The sequence below is a fragment of the Desulfurivibrio modestus genome (assembly GCF_044068625.1).
In the GTDB taxonomy this organism is placed as follows: domain Bacteria; phylum Desulfobacterota; class Desulfobulbia; order Desulfobulbales; family Desulfurivibrionaceae; genus Desulfurivibrio.
This window is the reverse complement of sequence record NZ_JBIPKH010000010.1, coordinates 40866-65212: the sequence shown is the minus strand read 5'-3', so window position 1 is coordinate 65212 and position 24347 is coordinate 40866. Positions and strand designations below refer to the sequence as shown.

At 65.3% G+C, this 24347-nt stretch carries 21 protein-coding genes; 8 read left to right on the top strand and 13 right to left on the bottom strand.

Features of this window, described 5'->3' with window-relative positions; all coding sequences use genetic code 11:
- Nucleotides 1–5 precede the first annotated feature (5 nt).
- Nucleotides 6–1022, bottom strand: coding sequence for an efflux RND transporter periplasmic adaptor subunit (locus tag ACHHRT_RS07955; RefSeq protein WP_395499226.1), 1017 nt, complete (start codon nucleotides 1020–1022; stop codon nucleotides 6–8).
- Between the two features lies 1 nt (nucleotide 1023).
- Nucleotides 1024–1551, bottom strand: a complete 528-nt coding sequence (locus ACHHRT_RS07950; protein ID WP_395499225.1) for a nucleoside deaminase — start codon at nucleotides 1549–1551, stop codon at nucleotides 1024–1026.
- A gap of 143 nt (nucleotides 1552–1694) precedes the next feature.
- Here ACHHRT_RS07950 and ACHHRT_RS07945 point away from each other — a divergent pair, with 143 nt between their 5' ends.
- The 3 genes from ACHHRT_RS07945 (at nucleotide 1695) to ACHHRT_RS07935 (ending at nucleotide 8350) form a co-directional block, all read left to right on the top strand.
- Nucleotides 1695–2921, top strand: coding sequence for an efflux RND transporter periplasmic adaptor subunit (locus ACHHRT_RS07945; RefSeq protein WP_395499223.1), 1227 nt, complete (start codon nucleotides 1695–1697; stop codon nucleotides 2919–2921).
- A complete protein-coding gene (locus ACHHRT_RS07940) occupies nucleotides 2918–7579 on the top strand; it encodes an efflux RND transporter permease subunit (protein WP_395499221.1) in 4662 nt (1553 codons plus the stop codon). The genes ACHHRT_RS07945 and ACHHRT_RS07940 overlap by 4 nt, the downstream gene beginning before the upstream one ends.
- 108 nt (nucleotides 7580–7687) lie before the next feature.
- Nucleotides 7688–8350 carry a 4Fe-4S binding protein gene (locus ACHHRT_RS07935; RefSeq protein ID WP_395499220.1) on the top strand — a complete coding sequence of 221 codons (663 nt, stop codon included), beginning with the start codon at nucleotides 7688–7690 and terminating at the stop codon, nucleotides 8348–8350.
- A gap of 9 nt (nucleotides 8351–8359) precedes the next feature.
- Here the strand turns inward: ACHHRT_RS07935 and ACHHRT_RS07930 are convergent, their stop codons facing one another.
- From ACHHRT_RS07930 to ACHHRT_RS07910, 5 genes are read right to left on the bottom strand one after another with little or no spacing between them, the layout of a single operon-like run.
- A complete protein-coding gene (locus ACHHRT_RS07930; RefSeq protein ID WP_395499219.1) occupies nucleotides 8360–10147 on the bottom strand; it encodes an ATP-binding cassette domain-containing protein in 1788 nt (595 codons plus the stop codon).
- Nucleotides 10144–10980: an ABC transporter permease gene (locus tag ACHHRT_RS07925; RefSeq protein WP_395499217.1), complete on the bottom strand. Its 837-nt coding sequence runs from the start codon at nucleotides 10978–10980 to the stop codon at nucleotides 10144–10146. The genes ACHHRT_RS07930 and ACHHRT_RS07925 overlap by 4 nt, the downstream gene beginning before the upstream one ends.
- Nucleotides 10970–11932, bottom strand: coding sequence for an ABC transporter permease (locus ACHHRT_RS07920; protein WP_395499216.1), 963 nt, complete (start codon nucleotides 11930–11932; stop codon nucleotides 10970–10972). Before ACHHRT_RS07920 ends, ACHHRT_RS07925 begins: the two co-directional genes overlap by 11 nt.
- Entirely contained in the window at nucleotides 11929–13530 is a 1602-nt protein-coding gene (locus tag ACHHRT_RS07915; protein ID WP_395499215.1) for an ABC transporter substrate-binding protein, read from the bottom strand. Before ACHHRT_RS07915 ends, ACHHRT_RS07920 begins: the two co-directional genes overlap by 4 nt.
- Before the next feature lie 29 nt (nucleotides 13531–13559).
- Nucleotides 13560–14171: an FmdE family protein gene (locus tag ACHHRT_RS07910; RefSeq protein WP_395499213.1), complete on the bottom strand. Its 612-nt coding sequence runs from the start codon at nucleotides 14169–14171 to the stop codon at nucleotides 13560–13562.
- A gap of 209 nt (nucleotides 14172–14380) precedes the next feature.
- Between ACHHRT_RS07910 and ACHHRT_RS07905 the strand changes: the two genes are divergently transcribed.
- Nucleotides 14381–14728 carry a DUF134 domain-containing protein gene (locus ACHHRT_RS07905; protein WP_395499212.1) on the top strand — a complete coding sequence of 116 codons (348 nt, stop codon included), beginning with the start codon at nucleotides 14381–14383 and terminating at the stop codon, nucleotides 14726–14728.
- Here ACHHRT_RS07905 and ACHHRT_RS07900 read toward each other — a convergent pair.
- The 5 genes from ACHHRT_RS07900 to ACHHRT_RS07880 form a co-directional block, all read right to left on the bottom strand.
- Nucleotides 14725–15114, bottom strand: a complete 390-nt coding sequence (locus ACHHRT_RS07900) for a NifB/NifX family molybdenum-iron cluster-binding protein (RefSeq protein ID WP_395499211.1) — start codon at nucleotides 15112–15114, stop codon at nucleotides 14725–14727. The genes ACHHRT_RS07905 and ACHHRT_RS07900 overlap by 4 nt on opposite strands.
- A 59-nt stretch (nucleotides 15115–15173) precedes the next feature.
- Nucleotides 15174–16160 (bottom strand): arsenic resistance protein, encoded by a 987-nt coding sequence (locus ACHHRT_RS07895; RefSeq protein ID WP_395499210.1) that lies wholly within the window; start codon nucleotides 16158–16160, stop codon nucleotides 15174–15176.
- Between the two features lie 18 nt (nucleotides 16161–16178).
- Nucleotides 16179–16589 (bottom strand): DUF302 domain-containing protein, encoded by a 411-nt coding sequence (locus tag ACHHRT_RS07890; protein ID WP_395499209.1) that lies wholly within the window; start codon nucleotides 16587–16589, stop codon nucleotides 16179–16181.
- Between the two features lie 189 nt (nucleotides 16590–16778).
- On the bottom strand, nucleotides 16779–17234 hold the full coding sequence (locus ACHHRT_RS07885) for a DUF2141 domain-containing protein (protein WP_395499208.1): 456 nt from the start codon (nucleotides 17232–17234) through the stop codon (nucleotides 16779–16781).
- Between the two features lie 12 nt (nucleotides 17235–17246).
- Complete coding sequence (locus ACHHRT_RS07880) at nucleotides 17247–18653, bottom strand: phosphohexomutase domain-containing protein (RefSeq protein WP_395499207.1); 1407 nt, start codon at nucleotides 18651–18653, stop codon at nucleotides 17247–17249.
- 147 nt (nucleotides 18654–18800) lie between these two features.
- Between ACHHRT_RS07880 and ACHHRT_RS07875 the strand changes: the two genes are divergently transcribed.
- The 4 genes from ACHHRT_RS07875 to ACHHRT_RS07860 all read left to right on the top strand — a co-directional run bounded on the left by ACHHRT_RS07875 (nucleotide 18801) and on the right by ACHHRT_RS07860 (nucleotide 23406).
- A complete protein-coding gene (locus ACHHRT_RS07875) occupies nucleotides 18801–19688 on the top strand; it encodes a hypothetical protein (protein ID WP_395499206.1) in 888 nt (295 codons plus the stop codon).
- 86 nt (nucleotides 19689–19774) lie between these two features.
- Nucleotides 19775–20887: a YeeE/YedE family protein gene (locus ACHHRT_RS07870; RefSeq protein ID WP_395499205.1), complete on the top strand. Its 1113-nt coding sequence runs from the start codon at nucleotides 19775–19777 to the stop codon at nucleotides 20885–20887.
- Between the two features lie 26 nt (nucleotides 20888–20913).
- The gene (locus tag ACHHRT_RS07865; RefSeq protein WP_395499204.1) at nucleotides 20914–21171 is read left to right on the top strand and encodes a sulfurtransferase TusA family protein; all 258 of its coding nucleotides are present in this window, start codon (nucleotides 20914–20916) and stop codon (nucleotides 21169–21171) included.
- Nucleotides 21172–21177: 6 nt separating this feature from the next.
- Nucleotides 21178–23406, top strand: coding sequence for a hybrid sensor histidine kinase/response regulator (locus tag ACHHRT_RS07860; protein ID WP_395499203.1), 2229 nt, complete (start codon nucleotides 21178–21180; stop codon nucleotides 23404–23406).
- On the opposite strand, the gene ACHHRT_RS07855 is transcribed toward ACHHRT_RS07860, so the two are convergent.
- Nucleotides 23348–24304 (bottom strand): glutamate--tRNA ligase family protein, encoded by a 957-nt coding sequence (locus tag ACHHRT_RS07855; RefSeq protein ID WP_395499202.1) that lies wholly within the window; start codon nucleotides 24302–24304, stop codon nucleotides 23348–23350. The two genes, ACHHRT_RS07860 and ACHHRT_RS07855, sit on opposite strands and share 59 nt — an antisense overlap.
- Between the last annotated feature and the right edge of the window lie 43 nt (nucleotides 24305–24347).

Genomic DNA, 24347 nt, shown 5'->3' with positions numbered 1-24347 from the left:
GCGGCTTAGCGGCGGCTGGCGGGGTTGTTGCCGGGGCCGCCCTCGATCCGGATGGGATCGCCGTCGCGGAGGCCGTGGCGCCCGGTGTCGATGATCAGGGTGGCCGGCGGCAGTTCCAGGGCGGCGGGGTGGCCTTCCCGGGCCTCGGGCAGGGAGATGAAGCGGGCCCGTTGCCCCTCGGCTACAAAAAAACCCAGCCCCGCCTCCCGGCGCACCACCAGATCGGCGGGCAGATGGGGACGGGGGCTGGTCCAGACCAGGCGGCCGGCGGTGCCGGGCAGGGCCGGAGGGCCGGTGAAGAGCAGGCGGGCCTCCCGGTTGCGGGCCTGGGGGTCGATGGCCGGCACCAGGATGCGCAGCTCCAGGGGAAAGCGGTGGTCATTGACCTCCAACTGGAACTCGGCGGCCGCCGCCAGGGACGTGCTGCCATCCAGGGGAACCTGGGCGGTCACCTCCAGTTGCTCGCTGGCCAGCAGGCGGAGCAGGGGGCTGCCGATATCGGCGTATTCACCCTCGGAAGCCAGTCGGGCCAGCACGATCCCGGCAAAGGGGGCGCTCAGGCGGCAGCGCTGGACGTCCAGGGCCGCTTTCTCCTGCCGGGCTTTGGCCGCGGCCAGTTCCGCCCGGCGCTGCTCCCCATACTCCCGGGGCACCGCCTGCTGCTCCTCCAGGACCCGGGCCCGCTCTTCCTGGAGCGTCGCCAGTTCCAGGCCGGCCTCGGCGGCCCCCAGGGCGATCAGATAATCATCGCAGACAAACTCCACCAGGGTCTGGCCCGGTGCCACCGTTTGCCCGACCAGCACCGGGATATGCTTGATTTTAGCCCGAATCTCGGAGCTTAACCGGCTGTCGTTGCGGCTGATCACGGTGGCCGGGGCGGTATGCCGGGGGAAAATCGCGACCTGGCCCAGCTCCCGGGTCGCCACCCAGCGGGGGGCGTTCTCCGCCGCCGCCGACCGGGCGGGGAGGGGCGGGAGCAGCAGCAGAAGCAGCAGGATGGGGAGAAAAAGAGATCGGCGCATACTATTTCCCGGCAAGGGTGTACTTTTCCAGCAGGCTGCCCCGCCAGTAGTTGTTTGCCGGGTCGCGGAAAAACTGTTTGAACAGCTCCAGGCTCTGCTGCCGCCGGACATGGGGCACGATCTCCACCTCCGCCGCCATCTCGCGGTAGAGGGGGGCCAGTTGCGGCAGGGGCAGGTTGGTGCCGCCGCCCATGGCGTCTTCATAGGCGTAAACGATGCGGCGCACGCCGTTGAGCAGCAGGGTGGCGTAGCACATCAGGCAGGGCTCCATGGTCGAATAGAGGGTCAGGCTCCGGCGCTCGATCGCCGGTTGGCGGCCCAGCAACTCCCGCAGGGCCACGATTTCGGCATGATCGAGTTCATTGGCCGGAATTTCCGGGCCGCCGCTCCGGCTGTTGCGGCGGCCACCGTCGGCCACCACCCGGCCGCCGGCCACCAGCACCGCTCCCACCGGAAACTCCCCGGCCAGCAGGGCCGTCCGGGCCTGTTCCAGGGCCAGGTCCATGAAATGTTCATCCGTGCTGCTCATCGGCGGGTTGCCTCCCTCGTTTGCCTGTTGGGCAGAAATAACATGCAACTTCATGGCCGGTCAAGTGTCTCTGCCCAAAGGGCAAAAGCCGTTTTGCACGATTACTTTTTTACAATATTCCGGAATCTAGTTATTATTTACCCATGAAACGACAACATTTGAAAACTCTGGTTGGCGCCGGCCTGGCGCTTTTTTTGCTGCTGTTGACCTACTGGTATCTCTCCGACGACGATGGCGCCGTTCCCCAAGCCCCCGGCCCGCCGGGAGCCCGGGGAGGCGGAGTGGCGGTGGCGGTGGAGGTGGCCCCGGTGACCCGGGGGCCGATCATCGAGCGGCGCTCCTTTACCGGCACCCTGGAGCCGGCCGCCCGTTTCGAACTGGCCGCCCGGGTCAGCGGTCGGCTGTTGGAGCTGACCGTGGATCTGGGGGACCTGGTCCAGCGGGGCCAGGTGGTGGGGCGGCTGGATGACGAGGAGTATCGGCTGGAAGTGGTCCGAGCCCAGGCGGAACTGGCGGTGGCCCAGGCGGGACTGGCCGAGGCGGAAAGTTCTCTCACCGCCCGGGCCCGGGAACTGGAGCGGATTGAGCGCTTGCGGGGCCAGGGGGTGGCCTCCGAGGCGGAGCTGGATCGGGCCCTGACCGATCACCAGGCCCAGCAGGCCCGGGTGGCCATGGCCGCCGCCCAGGTTGCTCAGCGCCGGGCCGCCCTGGACAGCGCCGAGCTGCGGCTCTCCTACACCAATATCCGGGCCGACTGGCAGGGTGATGAGCAGCCCCGGGTAATCGCCGAACGTCTGGTCGATGCCGGCACCCTGCTGGCCGCCAACGCCCCGGTCTTTACCGTGGTCGGGCTCGACCGGCTGGTGGCGGTGGCCCATGTTCCGGAGCGGGATTATCCCCGGCTGGCGGTGGGCCGGGAGGTGCTGGTGGCCGCCGATGCCATTGAGGAGCGGCGCTTTGTCGGCACCCTGGCTCGGCTGGCTCCGGTGATCCGGGAGGCCTCCCGCCAGGCCCGGCTGGAGGTGGAGGTGCCCAATCCCGACCAGATCCTGAAACCGGGGATGTTCGTGCGCCTGGAGGTTGAACTGGCCCGTCGCCAAGATGCCCAGCTGGTGCCCCGGGCGGCTCTGCTGGAACGGGCCGGCGGTTACGCCCTCTATCTGGCCGATCTGGAAGCGGGGGTCGTCCGCCGGGTGCCGGTGTATCTGGGGTTGCAGGATCGGGAACAGGTGGAGATCGTTCAACCGGAACTTGAGGGCTGGGTGGTCACCCTGGGGCAGCATCTGCTTAGTGATGGCGGCCGGATCACGGTGCCCGGCCATGCGACCCCGGGTTCGGCCCGGGAGCGGGAGCAGGGTGGAAACCGATGAATTTGGCCCGGTTCACGGTCAGTCGCCCGGTTTTCACCACCATGGTCACCCTGATCGCGGTGATCGTCGGGGCGGTCTCTTTGGCCCGTCTGCCCATCGATCTGATGCCCGAGGTCACCTATCCCACCCTGACCATCTCGGCCGGCTACGAAAACGCCAGCCCCGAGGAGGTGGAGGAGCTGATCACCCGGCCCATCGAGCAGGCGGTGGCGGCGGTGGCCGGGGTGGAGAGCATCAACTCCAACTCTTCGGAGGGGATCAGTAACGTCCGGGTCTCCTTTGCCTGGGGGACCGATATCGACGTGGCGGCCAACGATCTCCGGGATCGGCTGGACCGGATCATGCACCTGCTGCCCGATGATGTCACCCGGCCCCAAGTGCGCAAATTCGATATCTCCGCCACCCCGGTCCTGATTCTGGGGGCCGCCAGTCCCCTGGATCCCCTGGAGTTGCGACGGCTGATCGACGAACAGATGAGTTTCCGGGTGGAGCGGGTGCCGGGGGTGGCTTCCCTGGATGTCTGGGGCGGGTTGGAACGGGAGATCCAGGTCAATCTGCTGCCCGACAAGATCCAGGCCCTGGGCCTGACCCTGGACGGCATCCGCCAGGCGATCCGCGACGCCAACATCACCGTGCCCGCCGGCGAGATCGAGCGGGGGCGGCTGGATGTCACCCTGCGCACCCCGGGCCAGTTTACCAGCCTGGAGGAATTGGCCGCCACCGTCTTGACGGTGCGGGGTGGGGCCCCCATCACCCTGGAGCAGGTGGCGGAGATCCGCGACACCCATCGCAAGGTGACCCGGATCGTGCGGATCAACGACCAGCCGGGGGTTCGCCTGGCGGTGCGCAAGCAGCCCGACGCCAACACCGTCCAGGTGGCCCGCGAGGTGCTGCGGGAGGTGGAGCGGCTCAACCGCGATTTCCCCTATGTGGAGATCGTGCCGATCATCGATTTTTCCGAGTATATTCAGCGTTCCATCGACAATGTCGGCCGCTCGTTGCTCTATGGCGGCGCCCTGGCCTCCCTGGTGCTGCTCTTCTTTCTGCGCAGCGTCCGCTCCGCCCTGGTGGTGGCGGTGGCGATTCCAGTGTCGGTGGTCGCCACCTTCGCCTTGGTCTATTTCGGCGGTTTCACCCTCAACCTGATGACCTTGGGCGGTTTGGCCCTGGGGGTGGGGATGATGGTGGACAGCGCCATCGTGGTCCTGGAAAATATCGCCCGTCTGCGGGACAAGGAGCGGTTGGCCGCCCCCGAGGCGGCGGTGCGGGGCACCGGCGAGGTGGCCGCCGCCATTGTGGCCGGCACCCTGACCACCCTGGTGATCTTTCTGCCCATGCTCTTTGCCGAACAGCTGGCCGGCATTCTCTTTCGCCAGTTGGCCCTGGTGGTGGGTTTTGCCCTGCTGGCCGCCCTGGTGGTGGCCCTGACCCTGACCCCGATGCTGGCCGCCCGCCTGGTCCAGCCCCCGGCCGACAGTCGCGGCCGGGGCGGTCCGGCCGGGGGTCTGCTGCGGCTCACCGCCGCCATCTTCAGCGGGCTGGAGGAGTTTTATCAGCGCCTGTTGGCAGGGGCGATGCGCAATCGCGGCCTGGTGATCATCGGTTTCATGAGCCTCTTTCTCCTGGCCCTGATGCTGCTTTCCCAACTGGGCAGCGAGTTTCTCCCCCAGGCCGACGAGGGCCAGGTGCGGATCGCGGTGGAGATGGAGACCGGCACCCAACTGGCCCTGCTGGACCGCAAGGTGCGGGAGGTGGAGCGGATCGTGCTGCCGGCGGTGCCTGAAACCCGCTCTTCGGTGGTCCAGATCGGTGGCACCTCTTTTCGTACCGGAGCCCCGGCCAACGCCGACATTCGGCTGGCCCTGGTGCCGGCCCGGGAGCGGCAGCGTTCCAGCGAGGAGATCGCCGCCGCCCTGCGCCCCCTGTTGCAGGCGATTCCCGGCGCCCGGGTCACCACCCGCAGCGGTGGCCTCTTTATTCTGCGCCTGGCGGCCGGGGGCGAGGATGAACGGCTGAGTATCGAGGTGCGTGGTTTCGAGCTTGATCTGCTCGATCGCATGGCCCGCCAGGTGCGGGACGCCATCGTGGAGGTGGAGGGGATCACCGATCTCCGCCTGAGTCGGGAGGGCGGGGTGCCCCTGGAGCTGTTGCGGATCGATCGCCAACGGGCCGCCGATCTCGGCCTGTCGGTGGCCGGAATCGCCCGGACCATCGAGACCGCCATGGCCGGTTCCACCGCCGGCCAGTTCCGGGACGGCGGCAACGAGTACCGGATCTTCATGCGCCTCAAGGATGCCGAGCAGTTGGATTTCGACGATATTTTGAATATCACCGTCCGCAACGACCTGGGGGAGTTCGTGGCCCTGCGCAATGTGGTAATGGTGGAGCGGGCCGAGGGGCCGCTGACCATCGAGCGTCAGGATCAGCAGCGGATCAGCCGCATCCAGGGCAACCTCAGCGGCCGCGACATGGGCTCGGTGGTGGCCGATGTCCGGGCCAAACTGGCGGAGATTCCGGTGCCCCGGGGCATCGATATCACCTTCGGTGGCGACTACGAGCAGCAGGAGAAGGCGTTCAGCGAGATGGCCCTGGGCTTGCTGCTGGCGGTTATTCTGGTCTATATGGTGATGGCCAGCCTCTATGAATCGTTGCGCGACCCCCTGATCGTGATGTTTTCGGTGCCCATGGCCCTGATCGGGGTGGTGACCATGCTGCTGTTCACCGGCACCACCCTGAACGCCAACTCTTATATTGGAGGAATCATGCTGGTGGGAATTGTGGTCAATAACGCCATTCTCATTGTCGACCAGGCTTCCCGGCTGCGGCGCGGCGAAGGGTGGTCGGCCTACGAAGCCGCCATGGAAGCGGGTCGCCGCCGTTTACGCCCGATTCTGATGACCACCTTGACCACCACCTTTGCCATGCTGCCCCTGGCCCTGGGGATGGGGGAGGGCAGTGAGCAGCAGGCCCCCATGGCCCGGGCGGTGGTGGGCGGCCTGCTCAGCTCCGCCTTTATCACCCTGCTGCTGATTCCGGTACTCTACTCCCTCTTTTACGCCCGTTCCGGGCCAACGGGGGCAACGGGAGCGGGGGGCGCCGGCCAAGCGGGGGCGGCGGCGCTGGTCGCCCTGGCCCTGCCGGTTCTGCTGCTGGCCGCCCCCGTTCCGGCGGCGGCCGGGGAGCCCGATATCGAGCGCTATCTTCCCCGGCCCCGGGCCGAAATCGTTCTGCCGGCGCCCGACGCCCAGGGGCGGTTGCCGTTGACGGTGGAGGAGGCGGTTTTTCTGGCCCTGCGCAACAATCGGGCCCTGGGGGTCCAGCTTTACCAGCCGCTGATCGCCGGCACCTTCGTCGAGCAGGAGCGGGCGGTGTTCGATCCCGCCCTCTTTGCCGAAGCCACCGCCAGTCGTGAAAAAAGCCGCCTGGGTGATGATTATCTCACCAGTGAGGGCGAGAACTACCGCCTGGGGCTGGAGCGGGAGCTGAGCGGCGGCACCGCCCTGGAGCTGGCCCTGGAGCAGCAGCGGCGCGAGCCGGTGGCGGGGGGAAGCTACCAGCAGCGGGCGGGGGCCTACCTGACCCTGACCCAGGCCCTGTTGCGGGGGGGCAGCCGGGAGGCCAACCTGGCCGGCATTCGCCGGGCCGAACTGGAGAGTCTGGCCTCCCTTTACGAGTTGCGGGGGTTCACCGAGGCCCTGGTGGCGGAGGTGGAGAACAGTTATTGGAATCTGGTGCTGGCCCAGAGCCGGATCGCCATCTTCCAGGAATCCCTGCGGGTGGCCGAGGCCCAGTTGCGGGATGTCCAACGCCGGATCGAGGTGGGCACCGTCCCGGAGATCGAGGTGGCGGCGGCCGAGGCCGAACTGGCCTTTCGCCGCCAGAGCCTGATCGACGGTGAAAGCCGCCGGGACCAGGCCCGGATCGACCTGTTGCGGTTGCTTAATCCCCAGCCGGCGGCGGCCGGGGGGGGCGGCGATAACTGGTCGATCATGGTGGTGCCCCAAGACCAGCCCCGGCGGCTGGAGCTGCAACCCGACCCGGTGGCCGACCATGTCGCCCTGGCCGTTATCTCGCGGCCCGACCTGGAGGAGGCCCGGCTGCGTCTTAAACGGGGAGAGCTGGATATCGTCCAGACCCGCAACGGCCTGCTGCCCCGGCTGGATCTCTTCCTCTCCTTGGGCAAAACCGGATATGCCGACAGCTTCGGCTCATCCTGGTCCGATATCGGCGAGGGTTCAGGGTATGCCGGCAGCCTGGGGTTGCGCTTCAATCTCAATCTGGGGGGGAATCGGGCCGCCGGCGCCGCCGACAGCCGAGCCCGGGCCAGCCAGGCCCAGGCCCGGGCCGCTTTGGCCAACCTGGCCCAACTGGTGGTGGCCGACGTTCACAAGGCTCACCTGGAGGCCAACCGGGCCTACGCCCAGATCTTCGCCTCGACCGAGCGCCGCCGCCTGCAGGAGAAGGTGCTGCGGGTGGAGCAGGTCAAGTTCGAGGTGGGGCGGGGCACCGCCCTGGCCGTGGCCCAGGCCCAGCGGGACCTGCTGGAAAGCCAGTTGGCCGAGGTTGACGCCATCATCGCCCATCGCCGGGCCATCACCGAGCTCTATCGGCTGGACGGCTCCCTGCTCAATCGCCGGGCGATCCGAATCGAAGATTAAAGAGGCCCCGGCGACCGCTCCTGTTCCTTGACAAAATCCTCCCGTCATGTTATTTAATGGTTTAGTGAATTACTTTATTGCTTAACCATTTGCGCAAGGCGGTTGGAGATGAAAAAGATACGGGAAAAGGCTTCTCGCAGGACCATCCAATATTTTTTGGCCCCCCTGGTGCCGCTGGTGATCATCGGGGGCTACTTCTATCCCTACCTGGGCTATCTGGCCCTGGCGATGATGATCACCATGATCGGGCTGACCTTTTTCTGGGGCCGCTGGTACTGCGGCTGGCTCTGCGCCATGGGGGCCTTCCACGAGCGGGTCATCGCCAGGATCAGCCTGGGGCGGGAGATGCCGGAGCTGTTCAAGAAAAGCTGGTTTCGCTGGCTCTTCTTCGCGGCTTTGATGGGGCTGATGACCAGCCGTTTAGTGATGTCCGGCGGCGACCCGGCCAAAATCGGGGCGGTCTTTGTGATGATGTGGACGGTGGCCACCACCATTGCCATCGCCTTCGGCCTCTATTTCAAGCCCCGCTCCTGGTGCAACTTCTGCCCCATGGCCTCCATGCAGGGGGTGCTGGCGCCTAAAACCAACCTGTTGCAGGTCTCGGCGGATTGCAAGGAGTGCGGCCTGTGCCGGAAGGTCTGCCCGATCCAGACCTACCCCGGGGCCTACAAGGAACAGGGGGCGGTGCCCAGCCTGGAGTGCATGCGCTGTGAAAACTGCGTGGTCAACTGCCCCAAAAAGGCCCTGAGCCTGCCGATGCACCGGAAGTAAACGGGATCGCTACTCGTTGCCGGCCCCACATTGCCAGAGGCGGCGGGTGTAGGGATCAGTCGGGTGGTTGAGCAGCCGGGCCGCCGGCCCCTCTTCCACCAGGCGCCCGGCCCGCATCACCCCGATCCGGTCGGCGATCTTGCGGGCCAGCCCCAGATCGTGGGTAATAAAGAGCATGGTCAGCCCCCGCTCGATCTGGAGATCAAGCAGCAGTTTCAGCACCTTGGCCTGAACGCCGGGGTCCAGGGCGCTGGTGGGCTCGTCGGCCACCAGCAGTTCCGGGTTGCCCACCAGGGCCCGGGCGATGCAGACCCGCTGCAGGGCCCCCAGATTGAGTTCGTGGGGGTAGCGGGTGAGGAACTCCGGTTCGGCGGTGAGATGGACGTCCCGCAGGGCCCCCTCCACCAGTTGTTGCCGCTCCGCCGGGTTCAACTCCGGCCTTTGCAGCCTGAGCGGTTCGGCCACGATCTCCGCCACCGTCAAGCGATGGCTCACCGCCCGGGCCGGGTGCTGCTGGATCAGGCCGATCCGCCGGGCCAGGCCCCGGCGATCTTCCTTGAGCCACCGGGTCAGCTCCCGGCCCTGAAAAATCCGGCGGCCCCGGTCCGGCTCCAGCAGGCCGGTGGCCAGCAGGGCCAAAGTACTCTTGCCCGAACCCGATTCCCCCACCAGGCAGTAGGTCTCCCCGGCCCGCAGGCTCAGGTCGGTGGGGTGCAAGGCCGCCACCTGGCCGTAACTTTTGCAGATCCCCCGCAATTCCAGCTCGACGGCAATCCCCCCCCGCAGGCAGCGCACCTGATGTTCTCCCGCCCCCCGGAGGGTTACCTCCTCCCGGGCGCAGGCCGCCACCGCCTGGGTGCAGCGGGTTTGGAAGAGACAGCCCCGGGCCGGGAGATGGCAATCGGCGTGGGAGGTGGCGCTGCCCACCAGGTGGGCGTGGTCGTGGGGAGTGGCGCTGCCCGGTTCGCGGTGGCGATGGATCACCCGATAGAGGGCGTCGCCGCGGATGCCCCCCAGATCGCGGTGGGTGTCGCGTCCGGGATAGGAGCGGGCCAGGGCCAGGGTGTAAGGGTGGCGGGGGTCGGTCAGCAGATCGGGTCCGGGCATGGTCTCCATCACCTGGCCCAGGTAGAGGACCGCCAGCTCGTCGGCCAGTTGGTTCACCAGTTGCAGATCATGGCTGATCAGCAGCACCCCGGCGCCCCGCTCGGCGCAATGGCGGATCAGTTCCCCGATCAGCCCCTTGTTGACGGCGTCCAGGGCGGCGGTGGGTTCATCCAGGATCACAAACTCCGGCTCCAGAATCAGGGCCATGGCCAGCATGGCCCGTTGCAGCTCGCCGCCGCTGATCTCGTGGGGGAAGCGCCGGGCCAGTTCGGGGCTCAGCCCCACCCGGGCCAGGGCCGCCGCCACCCTCTCCCCGGTCTCCTTCCAGCTCAGGCCCCGGTGGGCCAGCAGTGGTTCCGCCACCTGTTTGCCCAGGCGGTGGACGGGATTGAGGCTGGCCGCTCCGTTTTGCGGCACCCGGGCGATCCGTTGCCAGCGGATGGCGTTGAGTCGCTCCTCGTCGGCCCCCACCAACTCCAGTTCTCCCAGGCGGATGCTGCCGGAAAAATCGGCGTTTTCCGGCAGTAACCCCAGCAGGGCCTTGCCCAAAGAGGTTTTGCCCGAGCCCGATTCCCCTACCAGACCGGTGATTCGGCCGGGGGTTAGTCGCAGCGATACCTCTTCCAGGGCGGTCAGGCGATGGCCGCCGCTCTGATAGGTTACGTTTAAATCATGGATGGTCAGGTTCACCAGACTCCCCTCAAGCGTGGATCGAAAAGTTTCTCCAGGCTCACCGCCAGGAAGGTAAAGGCCATCACCAGCAGGGTCAGCAGGAGGATGGGAGGGAGCAGCCAGTGCCACCAGACCTCCAGATAGTAATAGTTCAGGGCCTGGCGGATCATCATCCCCAGGGATTTGCGGCCGGGATCAAAAAGTCCCAGGAAACTCAGGGAGGCCTCCATGAAGACCGCCATCCGCACCAGGGCGGCCAGGCTGATCAGATAGAGGGGAAAAAGTTCCGGCAGCAGGTGGCGACCGATGATGTAGGGGCTGCCGGCTCCCATCTGGCGGGCGGCCAGCAGATGACCCCGTCCCTGGAGGGTCAGGGCCTGGGCCCGGATCACCTTGGCCCCCGAGGGCCAGGCCAGCAGGGCCAGAACCAGGGCCAGGGGGGCCGGACCGGGTTGGAAGAAGGTGGCCAGCAGAATCAGGATCATCACCGCTGGAATGGCCAGCAGCAGATCGGCCAGCCGCATCAGCAGGGCGTCGGTAAGGCCCCGGAACCAGGCGCTGGTCAGGCCGATGGTCACCGCCAGGGTCAGGCCCAGCAGGCTGGTGATCAGGCCGAAGGCCAGGGTGTTGCCCAGTCCGGTCAGCAGTTCGGCCCAGATATCCATGCCGCCGTCATTGACCCCCAGCCAGTGGGCCGCCGAGGGGGGAGTCAGGGGGGTAAAGCTCATGTCGTGGGGGTCGTGGGCCCTGAGCCAGGGGGCCAATAACAGCAGCAGGGCCAGCAGCAGGGCCAACCCGCCGCCGAGCACAAACCAGGGGTCGGCCGTCAGGCGCCTGAGATCAGCGGACATGGCCCACCCTTTGGGTTCGCGGGTCCAGGCGGCCGTAAAGCAGGTCCAGGGCCAGATTGACCCCCAGTACCGCCAGGGCGGAGAAGAGGACGATCCCCTGGACCAGGGGCAGGTCACGCATGGCGATGGCGTTGAAGAGCAGGGTGCCCAGGCCGGGATAGGCGAAGATGGTTTCCACCACCAGGGCCCCGGTGATCATGAAGGCCAGCCGCAAGCCGAAGCGGGTGGCCATGGGCAGCAGCACGTTGCGGGCCCCATGGTGATAGCGGATTCGCGCGGGAGGCAGCCCCTTGGCCCGGGCGGTTTCCAGAAAGGGCTGCCTGAGCACCAGCACCATGCTGGCCCGGGCCAGCAGGAAGTTACCGGGGAAGTAGGCCAGCATCAGGGTGAGCAGGGGCAGGGTCAGGTGGCGGAGCAGGTCCAGCAGCCGGGCCCCCGGCCCCAGCTCGGCGTAAAGGGTCATTCCCCCCGCCGCCGGCAGCCAGCCCAGCTTATAGGAGAAGAGCATCAGCAGCAGCACCCCGCTGCCGATCTCCGGCACCCCCTGGAGGATGGTCATCCCGCCCACCCCGGCTTTTTCCAGCTTGCCCCCCCGCCGCCAGGCCGCCTCCACCCCGGCGATAAAACCCAGGATGGTGCTGAGCAGGTGGGCGGAACCCATCAGCAACAGGGTCCAGGGCAGGGCGGTGAGGATCAGGCCGGAAACCGGAGCGTGGTGGCCCAGGGAGTAGCCCCACTCCAGGGTGGCCAGCCGCCCCAGGTAGCCGGGAAAACCGGCGTTATCGTCATAGCGTTCCCGCAGGGCCCGCTCCTCCTCGACGCTCAGGCTGACGTGGGAGTCGGCGTACATGGCGGTGACATAATCCCCGGGCAGCAGCCCCGGCAGGCGGTAGGCGGCGTAGATCAGCAGCAGGGCGGCCAGCAGATAGCCTAAGCGGTGGGGATGCTTCACGGGGCCGGGGGGGGCCCGTTGAGCAGGGCAACCTTGTTCTGGGCGATGGGAATTCCCTTGCCGATTCCGCCCCGGGTATAGAACCAGGCGATGCCGGGAGCGGGATGGTAGGCGGAGTAGGAGTCGGGATAGTAGAGGGGGATCGCCGGCAGCTCCCGGGCGTGGAGTTCTTGAATCCGCCCCACGATTCGGCGCCGCTCCTCGGGGTCCATGGCCAGCAGCTGCTGATCCAGCAGGCGGTTGAGCTCCGGGTTCTGGTCAAAGCGGGCGCTGTTCACCGAGCCGGCGCCGTACTTGGCGGAGATCATCTCGTTGAGTATCCTGGCATCGCCGCCGATGCCGCCATGGCCGGAGAGGGCCAGGTCGAAGTTCCAGCTTTTCACCCGCTGGTCGGTGGTGGCCTGTTCCAGGTTGATCAGGGCTACCTTGATCCCCGCCCGCTCCAGTTGCATCTTGACCACCTCGCCGTCCCGGTCGGGGGCGCTCTGGCCGCTGGCGGTGATGTTGGAAACCAGCAGTTCAACCTGCAACGGCCGGTCCTGGTGCTGGAAAAAGCCATTTGCGTCGGGGCTGAAACCCAGTTCGGCCAGCAGGGCGCGGACCCGCTCCGGGTCAGGGGGATAATCGGGCAGCTCGGGGTTGTAACAGGGATGGTCTTGAGAGAGCAGCCCGTAGGAAGCGGGGCGACCATGACCGCGCTGGGACTTGGCGATGAGCTCCCGGCGGTCGATGGCGTGGGCCAGGGCCTGGCGGAAGCGGCGATCGTTGAAGGGGGGCCGCTGATGGTTGATCATCAACTTCTTGTTCCAGCCCCGTTCATCCCGGATCACCGTGAAACCCTGGTTTTGCAGGGGAGTCACCATCTCGGGGCTGATCTGGGCCAGGTCCGCCTGGCGGTTGCCCAGGGAAACCAGGGGCTGGCCGCTGCGGAGGTAGATCAGGCGCCGGGCCTTGGGCGCCCCCTGGTGGTGGTCGGCAAAGGCCAGGTAGAGGTAGCTGCCCTGGGTGGGGTTGTAGTCGCCCAGGCGATAAGGGCCGCTGCCGATAAAGGCCTCGGGCGTCCGCAAAGCGCTGGGATCGGCCACCTCCCGCCAGATATGCTCGGGCAGGATCGGCATGGTGCCCGCCACGTCGGCCAGAAAGGGGGCGTAGGGTTTTTGCAGCCGGATCACCACCTGATGGGGGCCCCTGACCTCGCTGTGGTCGATATGCTCGACATTGACCCAATGGTAGGGGTGGCGTTGGAACAGTTCGATGGTGAAGGCCACGTCGGCGGCGGTCAGCGGCCGGCCGTCGTGCCATTTGGCCTTGGGGTTGAGGTTGAAGGTATAACTGAGTTCCTGCGGATTGAACTCCCAGGAGTCGGCCAGGGCGGGAATAAACCCCTCCCGGTCCTTCCAGATCAGGGTGTCGAAGAGCCAGCTCATCCGGATATAGCCGGGCCCCCGGGGGTAGTGGAGATAGGGGCTGGGGGGCCCCCAGTCGCCCCGGCTGTCGGCGATCCGGAGCTCCTCGAGCTGGGCGTGGGCCGGGCCGGCCGGCAGCAGCAGGAGCAGCAGCAGGAGAAGGGCGGCCAGCCGGAGGGTGGGACGGATCATCTCTTACCTCTCTTGTTGTCGCCGGCGAGCTATTTTTTCTGCTCCACCTGCTCAAAGCAGGGGATGCAGTAGGTCTGGCCGGCAAAGCGGCGGGTGCGGGACTCCATGGTGGACTCCCCACAGGCCACGCACTCCAGGCTGTCGAGAATTTTGGCTCCCCGGGGGATGGGGCCCGGTTCGCTGATGGTGAAAAGCTCCTCCAGGGAGGCGGCCATCACCTTTTGCCGATTTTCCTCCTTGAGTTCCCCGGCCCGTTTTTTCTCCGCTTCGCTGGCCTGGCCGGCAAAGACCTTTTTCATCAGCTCCCGCAGCTCCGGCCCCGTCTCCCCCATCACCGCGTTCCGGAACAGAGCCCGCAGCCCCTTGCCGTCCCGGCGGCGAAAAAAGGAGAAGGCCGACTTGCCGTAATCCCGGTGGATCAGGTTGCCCTTGCCGAAGGTGCAGCCGGTCAGGACCTGGATGGCATCGACTCCGCACATGTCGGTCTCCACCACCGCCACCAGGGGGGCCTGGTCTTGGTGGGCGCCCAGCTCCCGCCGGCAGAGCTCGGCGGCCCGAATGCCGATCCAGAGGCCGGGGCACTGGTGGCCATGGAAGGCGATGGTCTGTTCGATCTGTTCCGGACTGATGGGTTCCTGCATCGGCGCTTTCTCCTGGGTGGGGGTAGTTCGTGTTACGAAATTTGATTTCGCGCACCATAGGTCAGGGCCGGGGGATAGTCAAGAAAAAAAGTTACGTTTTTGTATTTCGTGTGATGGCGGCCGACCCTGGGCCGGCCGTTTGCTTTTTGCGCTGATTACTGGTAGAAAATGGCGACGGCCAGACCAATCTAAACCAGGAAGGAAGCCCTGTGCCCAGACCTAAAAAACAACGCCATTGTCAACTCAAGCTTTGCGGCCAGGCCTTCAAGCCGACGGGGAAGCCGTTGCGCGAGCTGCGCCAGATCGTCCTCCAGCGCGACGAGTTGGAAGTTCTCAAGTTGTGTGATCTGGAGGGGTTGTTCCAGGAGCAGGCCGGCGAGCGGATGGGGGTTTCCCGGGGGACGGTGCAGCGAATTCTCACCAATGCCCGGCGCAAGGTGACCGAAGCCCTGGTGGAAGGTGCCGCCCTGGTTTTCGAGGGCGAGGAGTCTCCCCCGGAGAGCGCCCCCCCCACCGAAAGCGAAGGGGCCCTCCCGGGGGAAGATCAGCTTACTTAGCTATGGCAGTTGCCCTGACAGGCCTGGTCGCCGTTCATTTTCTCGAAACGGGCCGCCAGCCAGCCCTCCAGGGCCAGCTGGACGCTGGGGTAGAGATCCTGGGGGGCGTAATAGACCTCAATCCCCTCCTCGTGAAAGGCCATCAACGGCCTTTTACCCATGCCGCCCACCACCATGGCGTTGACCCCGTTACCACTCAACAGTTTGACCGGGGCCAGGCAGCCGCCGGCTCCATGTTCCACGTTGGCGATGGTATCCACCTGCTCGATTTTACCCTCGGTGATATCCACCAGGGTAAAGAGATCGCAGTGGCCGAAGTGCTCCGAGCGCATCCCCGCCAGTCCTCCCGGTAGCTTGGAAGGGATGGCGATTCGTGACTTTTTCATAACAGCTCCTTTTTTAGGTTTTAGTTGGTTATTTATTGATCGCGGAATGGCGCCGCTTTTCAGGCGGTGGCCGGCACCGGTCCGAAGAAACGATCGGTTAAGCGCACGTACCAGGCCGCGGCTTGCACTTGCACGATATAGGCCACCGCGATGACCATGGCCGCGTCCGCCCCCTGGGTGCCGAAGGCGTTGATGGCGATGGCCAGGGCGATGGAGAGATTGCGCATCACCGTGCCGTAAACCAGGGCGATGGCATCCCCCCGGGCAAAAAGCAGCCGACCCACCAGGGTGCTGATGGTGAAGTTGGCCAGATAAAGCAGCAGCAGGGGCAGAATAACCGCCAGCAGCAGGGCCGGTTGCTCCCCGATGGTCCGGGCGTTGAGGGCGATGGCGACAAAGACGATCCCCAGCACCCCCAGGGTGGAGATGGGGGGAAAGCGGGGCGCCCAGTTTTTCTTGAAGCCCTCCTGACCGTAGCGGGCCACCAGCCCCTGGCGGGTAAAATAACCCAGAGTCATGGGCAGGAAAACGATCAGCAGAATCTGCTTGACCACCTGGGCCATATCCACCTCCACCCGGGCACCCATCAACCACTGCAGGTAAAGGGGGGTCAGCAGGGAGCCCAGGGTCAGGCCGATCACCGTCATGTTGATGGCCGCCCCCAGATTGCCCCGGGCAAAGCCGGTCCAGGAGATGGTCATGCCGCTGGTGGGCAGCAGGGCCGCCAGCAGCAGCCCCAGGGCCAGGTAGGGGCGATCGGGGAAGAAGAAGAGCCCCAGGCCGTAAGCCAAAAAGGGGATCAGGGCGAAGTTGACCAACTGGGTCACCCCCTGGAGCCTGACGTTTTTGACCCCCGCCTTGAGCTGGGCGATGTTCAGGGAGATCATCATCGGGTAAACCATCAGGATGGTGAGGGGAACGATCAGGATGGTCAGGCCCCGCACCTGCTCCCGGTCGACCATGGTGCCGAAGAGAAAACCCAACGCCATCATGGCGGGGATGGCGTAGACCAGTTGCTTGTTGATTTTCTGCAATAAATTCCACATGGTGCTTGCCCCGTACGGTTACCTGGCCTCTTCGATCATGGTGACGATCCGCCCGTAGGTTTCGGCCAGGGAGGCCGGAAACTGGGGATCACCGACCACCGCCGCGATCTCCTCGGCGTTATAGCGCAAAAAACGGATCTGGGTTTTTCCCTCGCCGCTGAAGGCCATGACGAACTTGGGCATCAGCACCGAGCGTTCGGGGTTGGCCCCCATGCTCTGGGCGGCCTTTTCCGGTTTGCAGAGCTGAATCATATGGAGATCGAAATCCGGTGCCACCGGGGCGTTGTGGCGGGCAAAGGCCTCGGCCATGGCCATCTTCTCGGCGTTGTGGACCACAAAACCATATGTGGCGGCCACCTCTTTCAGGTCCCTGGCAAATTGGGCCACCGGCTTGCTGCTTTCCGTGCGGTAAAGATCCTGTTGCTGCATTTCCATACCTCCCTGGCGTAAACTTTTTATGAGCCCGGTGGGGATCGGAAACCCAACCCCGCCCCGGCAGTTTTGAACATATGCCAACATTAGGAGATGCTTAAGTGGCTGTCAAGGGAGTTTTTGGTATATACCCAAAATAATGATGGGGTGACCCGTTAACGGCCAGGGCTCGGCCGGGGGCAGCGGTTAGAAATTCGGCTCCGGCTCCGGCTCCGGGGCCGGAGGGTTGCTCACCAGGTTGATCTCCAGGGCCAGGGGCTGGTCGGCCACGGTAAAGCTGGCATCCTCGAAGGAGGGTGGCCCGAAGGAACCCCGGGCGTCCAGGGAAAAACCGTAGGGTTCGGTGGGAACCCCGAAGCGGTTGGTGTCCAGCCGTCCGTTGCCGTTAACGTCGTGGTAAACCGAAACGGCGTACCGGCCCGGGGGCAGGTGGGGAAAAAGCACCGCCACCGTGCCCGGTTGGGCGGGAACCCTCTGGCACCAGCGGCAGGGCCGGCTGGGAAAACCATCTTCGAGGCCGTAGAGGGCCACGTAAACCCCCCCCTCGGCGCTCTCCACTTTGGTGACCTTGACCGTCAGTTCGCTGGCCTGGGCCTGGGCGGCAAGGAGCAGGATCGTGGCGCAAGCCAATAAAAAACGCATCTTTTCAGTCCGTCAGTCGGTTGTTTCAATCAGGGCCAGGACTTGGGCGGTGATTCGCCGCAACAGTTCCGGGTTGGCCCGGGTTTCGATATTGAGCCGCAGCAGGGGTTCGGTGTTGGAGGAGCGCAGATTAAGGCGGAACTGGTCGCCGCTGAAGCTGAGCCCGTCGGTGTAATCGTAGGCGCCGGGGAGATCGGCGCACCAGGCCTTAACCCGGGCGATGGCCGCTGCCGAATCGGCCACCCGGCGATTGATCTCGCCGCTCACCGGAAAGGCCTGTTGCATGGCGGCCACCAGTTGGCCCAGGGTGCGGCCGCTGGTGGCCAGCAGTTCGCAAACCAGCAGCCAGGGGATCATCCCCGAATCGCAGTAGGAGAAATCGCGGAAATAGTGGTGGGCGCTCATCTCGCCGCCGTAAACCGCGTCCTCTTGGCGCATCCGCTCCTTGATAAAGGCATGCCCGGTTTTGGCCAGCACCGGAATCCCGCCGGCTCGGCGCACGATCTCCTCGGTGTTCCAGGTCAGGCGGGGATCGTGGATGATCTTGCCGCCGGGGTGGCGGGCCAGCATGGCCTGGGCCAGCAACCCCACCAGATAGTAGCCCTCGATGAAGTTGCCCTGTTCATCGAAGAAGAAGCAGCGGTCGAAATCCCCATCCCAGGCCAGTCCCAGATCGGCCTGGTGCTCCCGGACCGCCTGGGCGGTGACCTCCCGGTTTTCCGGGAGCAGGGGGTTGGGCACCCCGTGGGGAAAACGACCGTCGGGCTCCCATTGCCGGCGGATGAAGGTGAAGGGCAGGTGGGCGGCCAAGGCGTCCACCACCGCCCCGGCCCCGCCGTTGCCGGGGTTGGCCACGATGGTCAGGGGTTTAAGTTTGGCCTGATCGATATAACCCAGCAGGTGCTGAATATAGGCCGCCCGGGTGGCCGCCGGCCGGCAAACGTGCTTGCAGCCGCCGATCTGCTCCGGCGGGGTGGCGGGGACCGGCCGCGGGCTTCCCCCCCGGCCCAGCTCCACCGCCAGGGCCCCGATCTCGTTGAGGCCGGAATCGCCGGAGATCGGCCGGGCCTGCTCCCTGACCAGTTTCATGCCGTTGTAGTCGGCGGGGTTGTGGCTGGCGGTGACCATGATGCCGCCGTCGGCTTGGAGGTGGGCGGTGGCGAAGTAAACCTCTTCGGTGCCGCAGAGCCCCAGCTTCAAGACCTCCACCCCCGCTTCCCGCAGGCCCCGGGCCAGGGCGGCGCTGAGTCCCGGGCTGGAGAGGCGGATGTCGCAGCCGATCACCACCCGGCGGGGTTTAAGCTGGGCGGCAAAAGCCAAACCAATGCGGTGGGCCAGATCCTCGTTGAGCTCTTCGGGGACCCGGCCCCGGATATCGTAGGCCTTGAAGCAGGCCGGCAGTCGCGATTCGGTGGGCATCTCTCAACCTCGGTTACGGTTTGTTGGCGATGGGGGCTAATAACGTGCTATCATATTTGGCCTTGGGCCATTTGCCTAGGGATAAGTTGCCCCGGGTCGCCGGTCAAGGAGGATCGGCGGCTCAGCCAGCCAGGAGGAGAGGGGTTGATGAAGCAGGGATTGCTGAACCGGGGCGGACACTGGTTTGATCTGCTGGAAAAGGGGTGGGAGAGTCCCACCGGCCATCGCCGGGCCTCCCTCTTTCTGGTGACCTTTTTTCTCGGGGCGATTCTGCTGATTGAAGGCAACCGTCAGGGCTGGCTGCCGTTGCCCCTGGCGGCCCTGATCCCCCGCAACCATCTGGTCGCCATCGAGTGGGCCTTTACCATGGTGCTGGTGCTGGAGGTGGTGGGGCTGACCCTGGCCCTCTCCAAGTCGGTGACCATTTCGGTGGGTAAGCAGCTGGAGATCCTCTCCCTGATCCTGCTGCGGAACACCTTCAAGGAGATCAGCCATCTCGACGAGCCCCTGCTCTGGTCCCAGGTCGAACCGGCCCTGCTGCCCATGGTCTCCTCGGCGGCCGGCGCTTTAGTGATCTTTGTGGTGCTGGGGTTTTATTATCGGGTGCGGCGCCCCTATCCCCTGGGGGGGGAGTCGGAGGAGCGGGTCCGCTTCATTCTGACCAAAAAGGGGATCGCCCTGCTGCTGCTGGCCGGTTTCGTCCTGATCGTGACCTACGACCTCTGGCATTATCTGAGCCAGGGCAAGCCCGAAAGCGTCTTTGAAAAATTTTATACCCTGCTGATTTTTACCGACGTGCTTTTGGTCCTGATCTCGTTGCGTTACAGCGGCGGTTATCTGGGGGCCTTCCGCAACTCCGGCTTCGCGGTGGTAACGGTGCTGATCCGGCTGGCCCTGATCGCCCCGCCCCTGCTTGGAGCACTGCTGGGGGGCGGCACCGCCCTGTTCGCCCTGGGGATCATCTACGCCTATAACTTTTTCAAGTCCGAGCTGTCCGGCCCGGATAACGAACAAGGGGCTTTTAAACTGCGCTAAAAGTTTGGTATAGTCGCCGGGTGGAAGGAAAATTATCCCCCGCTCCCTCAACAGGAAGAGAAGATGCCCAAGCAGCAGCCCAAACCATGATCACCGGCTCCCTGGTCCTTATTGTCCTGACCGGCCTTTTGCTGGGCCTGACCGCCGGTTTTGTCATGCATCGTTCCGACTACTGCGTGGCGGGGATGTTCCGGGACGCCTTCCTCTTTGGCCGCTATGGCGGCTTGCGGATCCTCTTCCTCCAGGTGGTGGTGACCATGCTCCTTTTCGAGCTGGCCCGCCAGGCCGGTCTGCTCCCCCTTTACCCCTTTCCCATTCTGGCCCCCCCCGCCCTGGTCAATCTCCTGGGGGGGATGGTCTTCGGTCTGGGGATGGTCCTGGCCGGTGGTTGCGTGTTCGGCACCCTCTATAAGATGGGAGCCGGCAGCGTGGTCAGCGCCGTCGCCTTTCTGGGCCTGATTCTGGGCAGCGGCCTCTATGCCCTGATCCATCCCTGGTGGAAAGAGTTGGCCCGGGCCACCATCCTGGCTCCGGAGCGGATCACCCTGCCCCAGTTGCTGAACCTGGACCCCTTGCTGCCCCTCCTGTTCTTCTGGTTGCCGGCGCTTTTTCTCCTCTGGCGCTGGGGACGGCAGGGGCTGCTGAGGCGCCCGGTTTCGGTGGCGGGTTATCTCCAGCCCTGGCAGGCTGCGACCATCCTGGCTGTCATCGGCTTGGCCTCCTACCTGTTGGTGGGGATGCCCATGGGGGTCACCACCTCCTTCACCAAGCTTGCCGCCATGGGGGCCGCGGTGGTGGCTCCCGAGTGGGTGGCGGGGCAGAGTTTTTTCCAGGCGGTCTCCCTGGACGTGCTCCATCCCGCCAGTGGCGCCCGGCTGACCGGCGGCCCCGGTCCCCGGCCCGATCTGCTCTTTGCCATCCAGTTGCCCCTGGCGGTGGGGGTGGTGCTGGGGAGTACCCTCTCCGCCGTGATGCTGCGGGAGTTTGCCGTTTACCTGCGGGTCCCGCTTCGCCAGTTGCTCAGCGCCCTGGCCGGTGGTATTCTCATGGGGCTGGCGGCCCGGATGGTTCCGGCCTGCAATGTCTGGCATCTGATGGGCGGGCTGCCGATCATGGTCATGCAGAGCATTCTTTTTCTGTTGGGTATTTTCCCCGGCACCTGGCTCGGTGTTAAACTGTTCAGACTGCTGGTGCGCTAATCACAAAGTTGGGCGGAGTCAACGCGATGGCAACGGAACGGGACGCGAGAACCATCGAGATCGACATGCGGGGCCAGGTTTGCCCCGCCACCATGCTGGTGGCTCTGGAGGCGATCAACAACCATGGCCTGGATCTGCAATGCGGGGCCAAAAGGCTGGCGATTCTGACCGATAACCGGGACGCGACCAATACCATTCCCGATATCGCCGCCAATATGGGCTATGAGGTTAAAGTTAGCCGGGAGGGGAGCCACTATCGAATCCTTCTCGGCCTGGCGGAATAGCGGATAATGACCACTAAAATCGAAGAGATAACGACCTGGTTGCGCCGCCACCGTCACGACCCCCGCCAGCCCTGGCCGGGGGTGGAGGTTGAGGGTGACGAATTGCAACCCCTGCTGGCGGCGGTCTCCGAGCTGGTGGCCGAGAACCGGGCCCTGCGGCGGAACCACCGGGCCGCCACCGCCTATATCCGTGGCAAGGTGGATCAGCTTCTCACCATCATCGGCACCGTCCCCCTGCGTCCGGAGGAGCTGGATGACGCCACCCTGATCTCCCTCGATCCCATCGGCATCGTCGCCGAATCTTTCCGCCGGATTTTGACCAACTCCCGGGCCACCAACGAAAAATTACACCTGGCCATGCAGGATATTCAGGGAATCCTGGAGGCGGTGGGCGGCGGGGTGCTGGTTCTGGACAGCGGAAAACGGATCGTCTCCTATAATCAGAAGTATCGGGAGATGCTGGGCTGGCAGGATCAGGATGGGGTGGGGCGGACCTGCCGGGAGTTTATCTGCCGGGGTGACCATCCCCAGGGCTGTGTGTTCGACGAGATGATGCGGTCTGGGCGCACCGCCCGGGGCGTTTATTGTGGCCAACGAGGCTCGCGCCATTACAATGTGGTGGCCTCCCCGATCAAGGATGGTGAGGGGCGGATCGTGCGGGCGGTGCTGCTCTACAACGATATCACCGAACTGGTTGAGGCCAAGGCGGCGGTGGCCGAGGAGAAGGAGCGGCTCTTCTTCACCCTGGCCAGTATTGCCGAGGGGGTGATCGCCACCGGCCGGGAGGGGCGGATCGTCCTGATGAACCAGGTGGCCGAGCAGCTCACCGGCTGGTCCTCCTCGGAGGCGGTGGGCCGTTCGCTCTGCGATATTCTTCGGGTTTTCGACGAGGATGATCGCCATATCTGCCTGGATATTCTCGGCAATGTCCTGCTGGGCGGGGACGATGATCTGATGGGCGGCAGCGCCAGCATCCGCCAGCGGGACGGCAGGAAGCTGATCTTTACCATGAGCGCGGCGCCCATCCGGGGCCAGGACCGGGCGGTTACCGGGGCCATCGTGGTGTTTCGCGACGTAACCCAGGAAAAAAAGCTGGAAGAGGAGATGATCAAGTCATCGCGGATCGAGTCCATCGGCTTGCTGGCCGGGGGGATCGCCCACGATTTCAACAATCTGCTCACCGCCATGCTGGGTAATGTCTCCCTGGCCAAGATGTTTGCCGAGCCCGACGGCAAGGTTTATGAACTGCTGACCCAGACCGAAAAGGCCTCCTCCCGGGCCCGGATTTTAACCCAGCAGTTGCTCACCTTTGCCAAGGGGGGCAAGCCGGTCAAGTCGCTGGTCTATTTGCGGGAACTGCTCAAGGAGTTTGCCGATTTCTCTCTGAGCGGCTCCTCGGTCAAATGCGAGCAGGTCATCGCCGAGGACCTCTGGCCGGTGGAGGTTGATCAGGGCCAGATCTGCCAGGTGATCCAAAACCTGATCATCAACGCGGTCCAGGCCATGCCGGGCGGGGGGGTGGTCCGGATCCAGGCGGAAAACATGCTTCTGGACCAGAGCAGCCTGCCTCCCTCCCTCAGCCCGGGTAAATATGTCCAGCTCTCCGTCCAGGATCAGGGCGAGGGGATTGCCAACCGGGATATCAACCGGATTTTCGACCCCTACTACACCACCAAGGAGCTGGGCCACGGCCTGGGCCTGGCCATCTGCTACTCCATCATCACCAAACACCAGGGCCGGATCAGCGTGGAGTCGGAACCGGGGGTCGGGACCACCTTTTTCATCCTGCTGCCGGCCGCCGATCCGGAAAGTTTCGCGGCGGCCCTGGTGGAGAAGAAACGAGGCCCCGCCGGGGGGCGAGGCCGGGTGCTGGTGATGGATGACGAGGAAGTGGTCCGCGACGTGGCCAGCCAGATGATCTCCTTCTTGGGCTATGAGGTGGATCCCTGTTGTGACGGGGAGGAGGCCCTGGCCATGTATCTGGAGGCCATGGCAGATGGGCGCCCCTATGACGTGGTGCTGATGGATTTGACCATCCCCGGCGGCATGGGGGGACAGGAGGCGGTGGCGAGGCTGTTGCAGCTCGATCCCGGGGCCCGGGTGCTGGCCTCCAGCGGCTATTCCAACGATCCGATTATGGCCGAATTCGCCCGCTACGGCTTCAAGGGGGTGGCCCCTAAGCCTTACGGGATTGAAGATCTGGCCGACCTGCTGGAGCGGGTGATGCGCAACTGATCGCCGCTGGCGAGGCGTTGAAGGCGGCCCGCAACTCCCCCAGGCTCCCAATGGGGCCTGGGTCAAGCCCCAGCCAAGCGGCAACCTCCCGGTAGATCCGGGTGGGGGTGGCCCCGTGCTCCCGCATGGCGGCCAAGCTCAAATCCTGATCCGACTTGGAGAGCTTGCGGCCGTCGGGGGCGGCGATCAGGGGGTGGTGGCAGAAAGTGGCCGTCCAAAAACCCTGGCCGGCCGCCCCCAGTTGGCCGGCCAGATAGAGCTGGGCGGCGCTGGAGGCCAGCAGGTCCCGGCCGCGAACCACCAGATTGATCCGGTCCGCCAGATCATCGGCCAGGCTGGCCAACTGGTAGGCGGGCAGCCCGTCCCGCCGCCAGAGGATGAAGTCCCCCGTGGGGCTGGCCGGTTGCGGCCCGGTGGTGGTGAGCGGTCCGGTGGTGGCAACCGGCAGGGAGACCGACCACTCCGGCGGCACCTGAATCCGGATGGCGTGGGGAACGGTGGGCAGACTCCGGCGGTTCCGGCAGGTTCCGGGATAGAGACCGTTAACGGTCGCCTGGTTGATCTGACGACGGGAGCAGGTACAGAAAAAGAGCCGGCCCGATTCTCCGAGTTGGGTCAGCAGGGCCCGGTAAAGCTCCAGGCGCTGGAGCTGGGAATGACGGGCGGCGAAATCGTCGGGCCCGGTGGGGCCCTCATCCCAGGTCAGCCCCAGCCACTCCAGTTGCCGGAAGATATCCGCGACAAATTCCGGGCGGCTGCGGGAGGCGTCGGCATCATCGATCCGCAGCTTCAGCACCCCGCCCCGGCGGCGGACCAGCAGCCAGGTCAACAGAAAATTGAGCGCGTTACCCAGATGCAGATAGCCGCTGGGGGTGGGGGCTAGACGGGAGCGGATCATAAGCGTGGCAGGTTGATGGTTACCCCTTGGTCAACGGCGGCAA

What these genes read in the sequence shown, in the direction of transcription:
- ACHHRT_RS07855 (WP_395499202.1), bottom strand. Translation starts at nt 24,304, where the DNA reads ATGATCCGCTCCCGTCTAGCCCCCACCCCCAGCGGCTATCTGCATCTG.
- ACHHRT_RS07915 (WP_395499215.1), bottom strand. Translation starts at nt 13,530, where the DNA reads ATGATCCGTCCCACCCTCCGGCTGGCCGCCCTTCTCCTGCTGCTGCTC.
- ACHHRT_RS07945 (WP_395499223.1), top strand. Translation starts at nt 1,695, where the DNA reads ATGAAACGACAACATTTGAAAACTCTGGTTGGCGCCGGCCTGGCGCTT.
- ACHHRT_RS07940 (WP_395499221.1), top strand. Translation starts at nt 2,918, where the DNA reads ATGAATTTGGCCCGGTTCACGGTCAGTCGCCCGGTTTTCACCACCATG.
- ACHHRT_RS07895 (WP_395499210.1), bottom strand. Translation starts at nt 16,160, where the DNA reads ATGTGGAATTTATTGCAGAAAATCAACAAGCAACTGGTCTACGCCATC.
- ACHHRT_RS07860 (WP_395499203.1), top strand. Translation starts at nt 21,178, where the DNA reads ATGACCACTAAAATCGAAGAGATAACGACCTGGTTGCGCCGCCACCGT.
- ACHHRT_RS07935 (WP_395499220.1), top strand. Translation starts at nt 7,688, where the DNA reads ATGAAAAAGATACGGGAAAAGGCTTCTCGCAGGACCATCCAATATTTT.
- ACHHRT_RS07925 (WP_395499217.1), bottom strand. Translation starts at nt 10,980, where the DNA reads ATGTCCGCTGATCTCAGGCGCCTGACGGCCGACCCCTGGTTTGTGCTC.
- ACHHRT_RS07885 (WP_395499208.1), bottom strand. Translation starts at nt 17,234, where the DNA reads ATGCGTTTTTTATTGGCTTGCGCCACGATCCTGCTCCTTGCCGCCCAG.
- ACHHRT_RS07900 (WP_395499211.1), bottom strand. Translation starts at nt 15,114, where the DNA reads ATGAAAAAGTCACGAATCGCCATCCCTTCCAAGCTACCGGGAGGACTG.
- ACHHRT_RS07870 (WP_395499205.1), top strand. Translation starts at nt 19,775, where the DNA reads ATGATCACCGGCTCCCTGGTCCTTATTGTCCTGACCGGCCTTTTGCTG.
- ACHHRT_RS07890 (WP_395499209.1), bottom strand. Translation starts at nt 16,589, where the DNA reads ATGCAGCAACAGGATCTTTACCGCACGGAAAGCAGCAAGCCGGTGGCC.
- ACHHRT_RS07950 (WP_395499225.1), bottom strand. Translation starts at nt 1,551, where the DNA reads ATGAGCAGCACGGATGAACATTTCATGGACCTGGCCCTGGAACAGGCC.
- ACHHRT_RS07865 (WP_395499204.1), top strand. Translation starts at nt 20,914, where the DNA reads ATGGCAACGGAACGGGACGCGAGAACCATCGAGATCGACATGCGGGGC.
- ACHHRT_RS07875 (WP_395499206.1), top strand. Translation starts at nt 18,801, where the DNA reads ATGAAGCAGGGATTGCTGAACCGGGGCGGACACTGGTTTGATCTGCTG.
- ACHHRT_RS07955 (WP_395499226.1), bottom strand. Translation starts at nt 1,022, where the DNA reads ATGCGCCGATCTCTTTTTCTCCCCATCCTGCTGCTTCTGCTGCTGCTC.
- ACHHRT_RS07880 (WP_395499207.1), bottom strand. Translation starts at nt 18,653, where the DNA reads ATGCCCACCGAATCGCGACTGCCGGCCTGCTTCAAGGCCTACGATATC.
- ACHHRT_RS07910 (WP_395499213.1), bottom strand. Translation starts at nt 14,171, where the DNA reads ATGCAGGAACCCATCAGTCCGGAACAGATCGAACAGACCATCGCCTTC.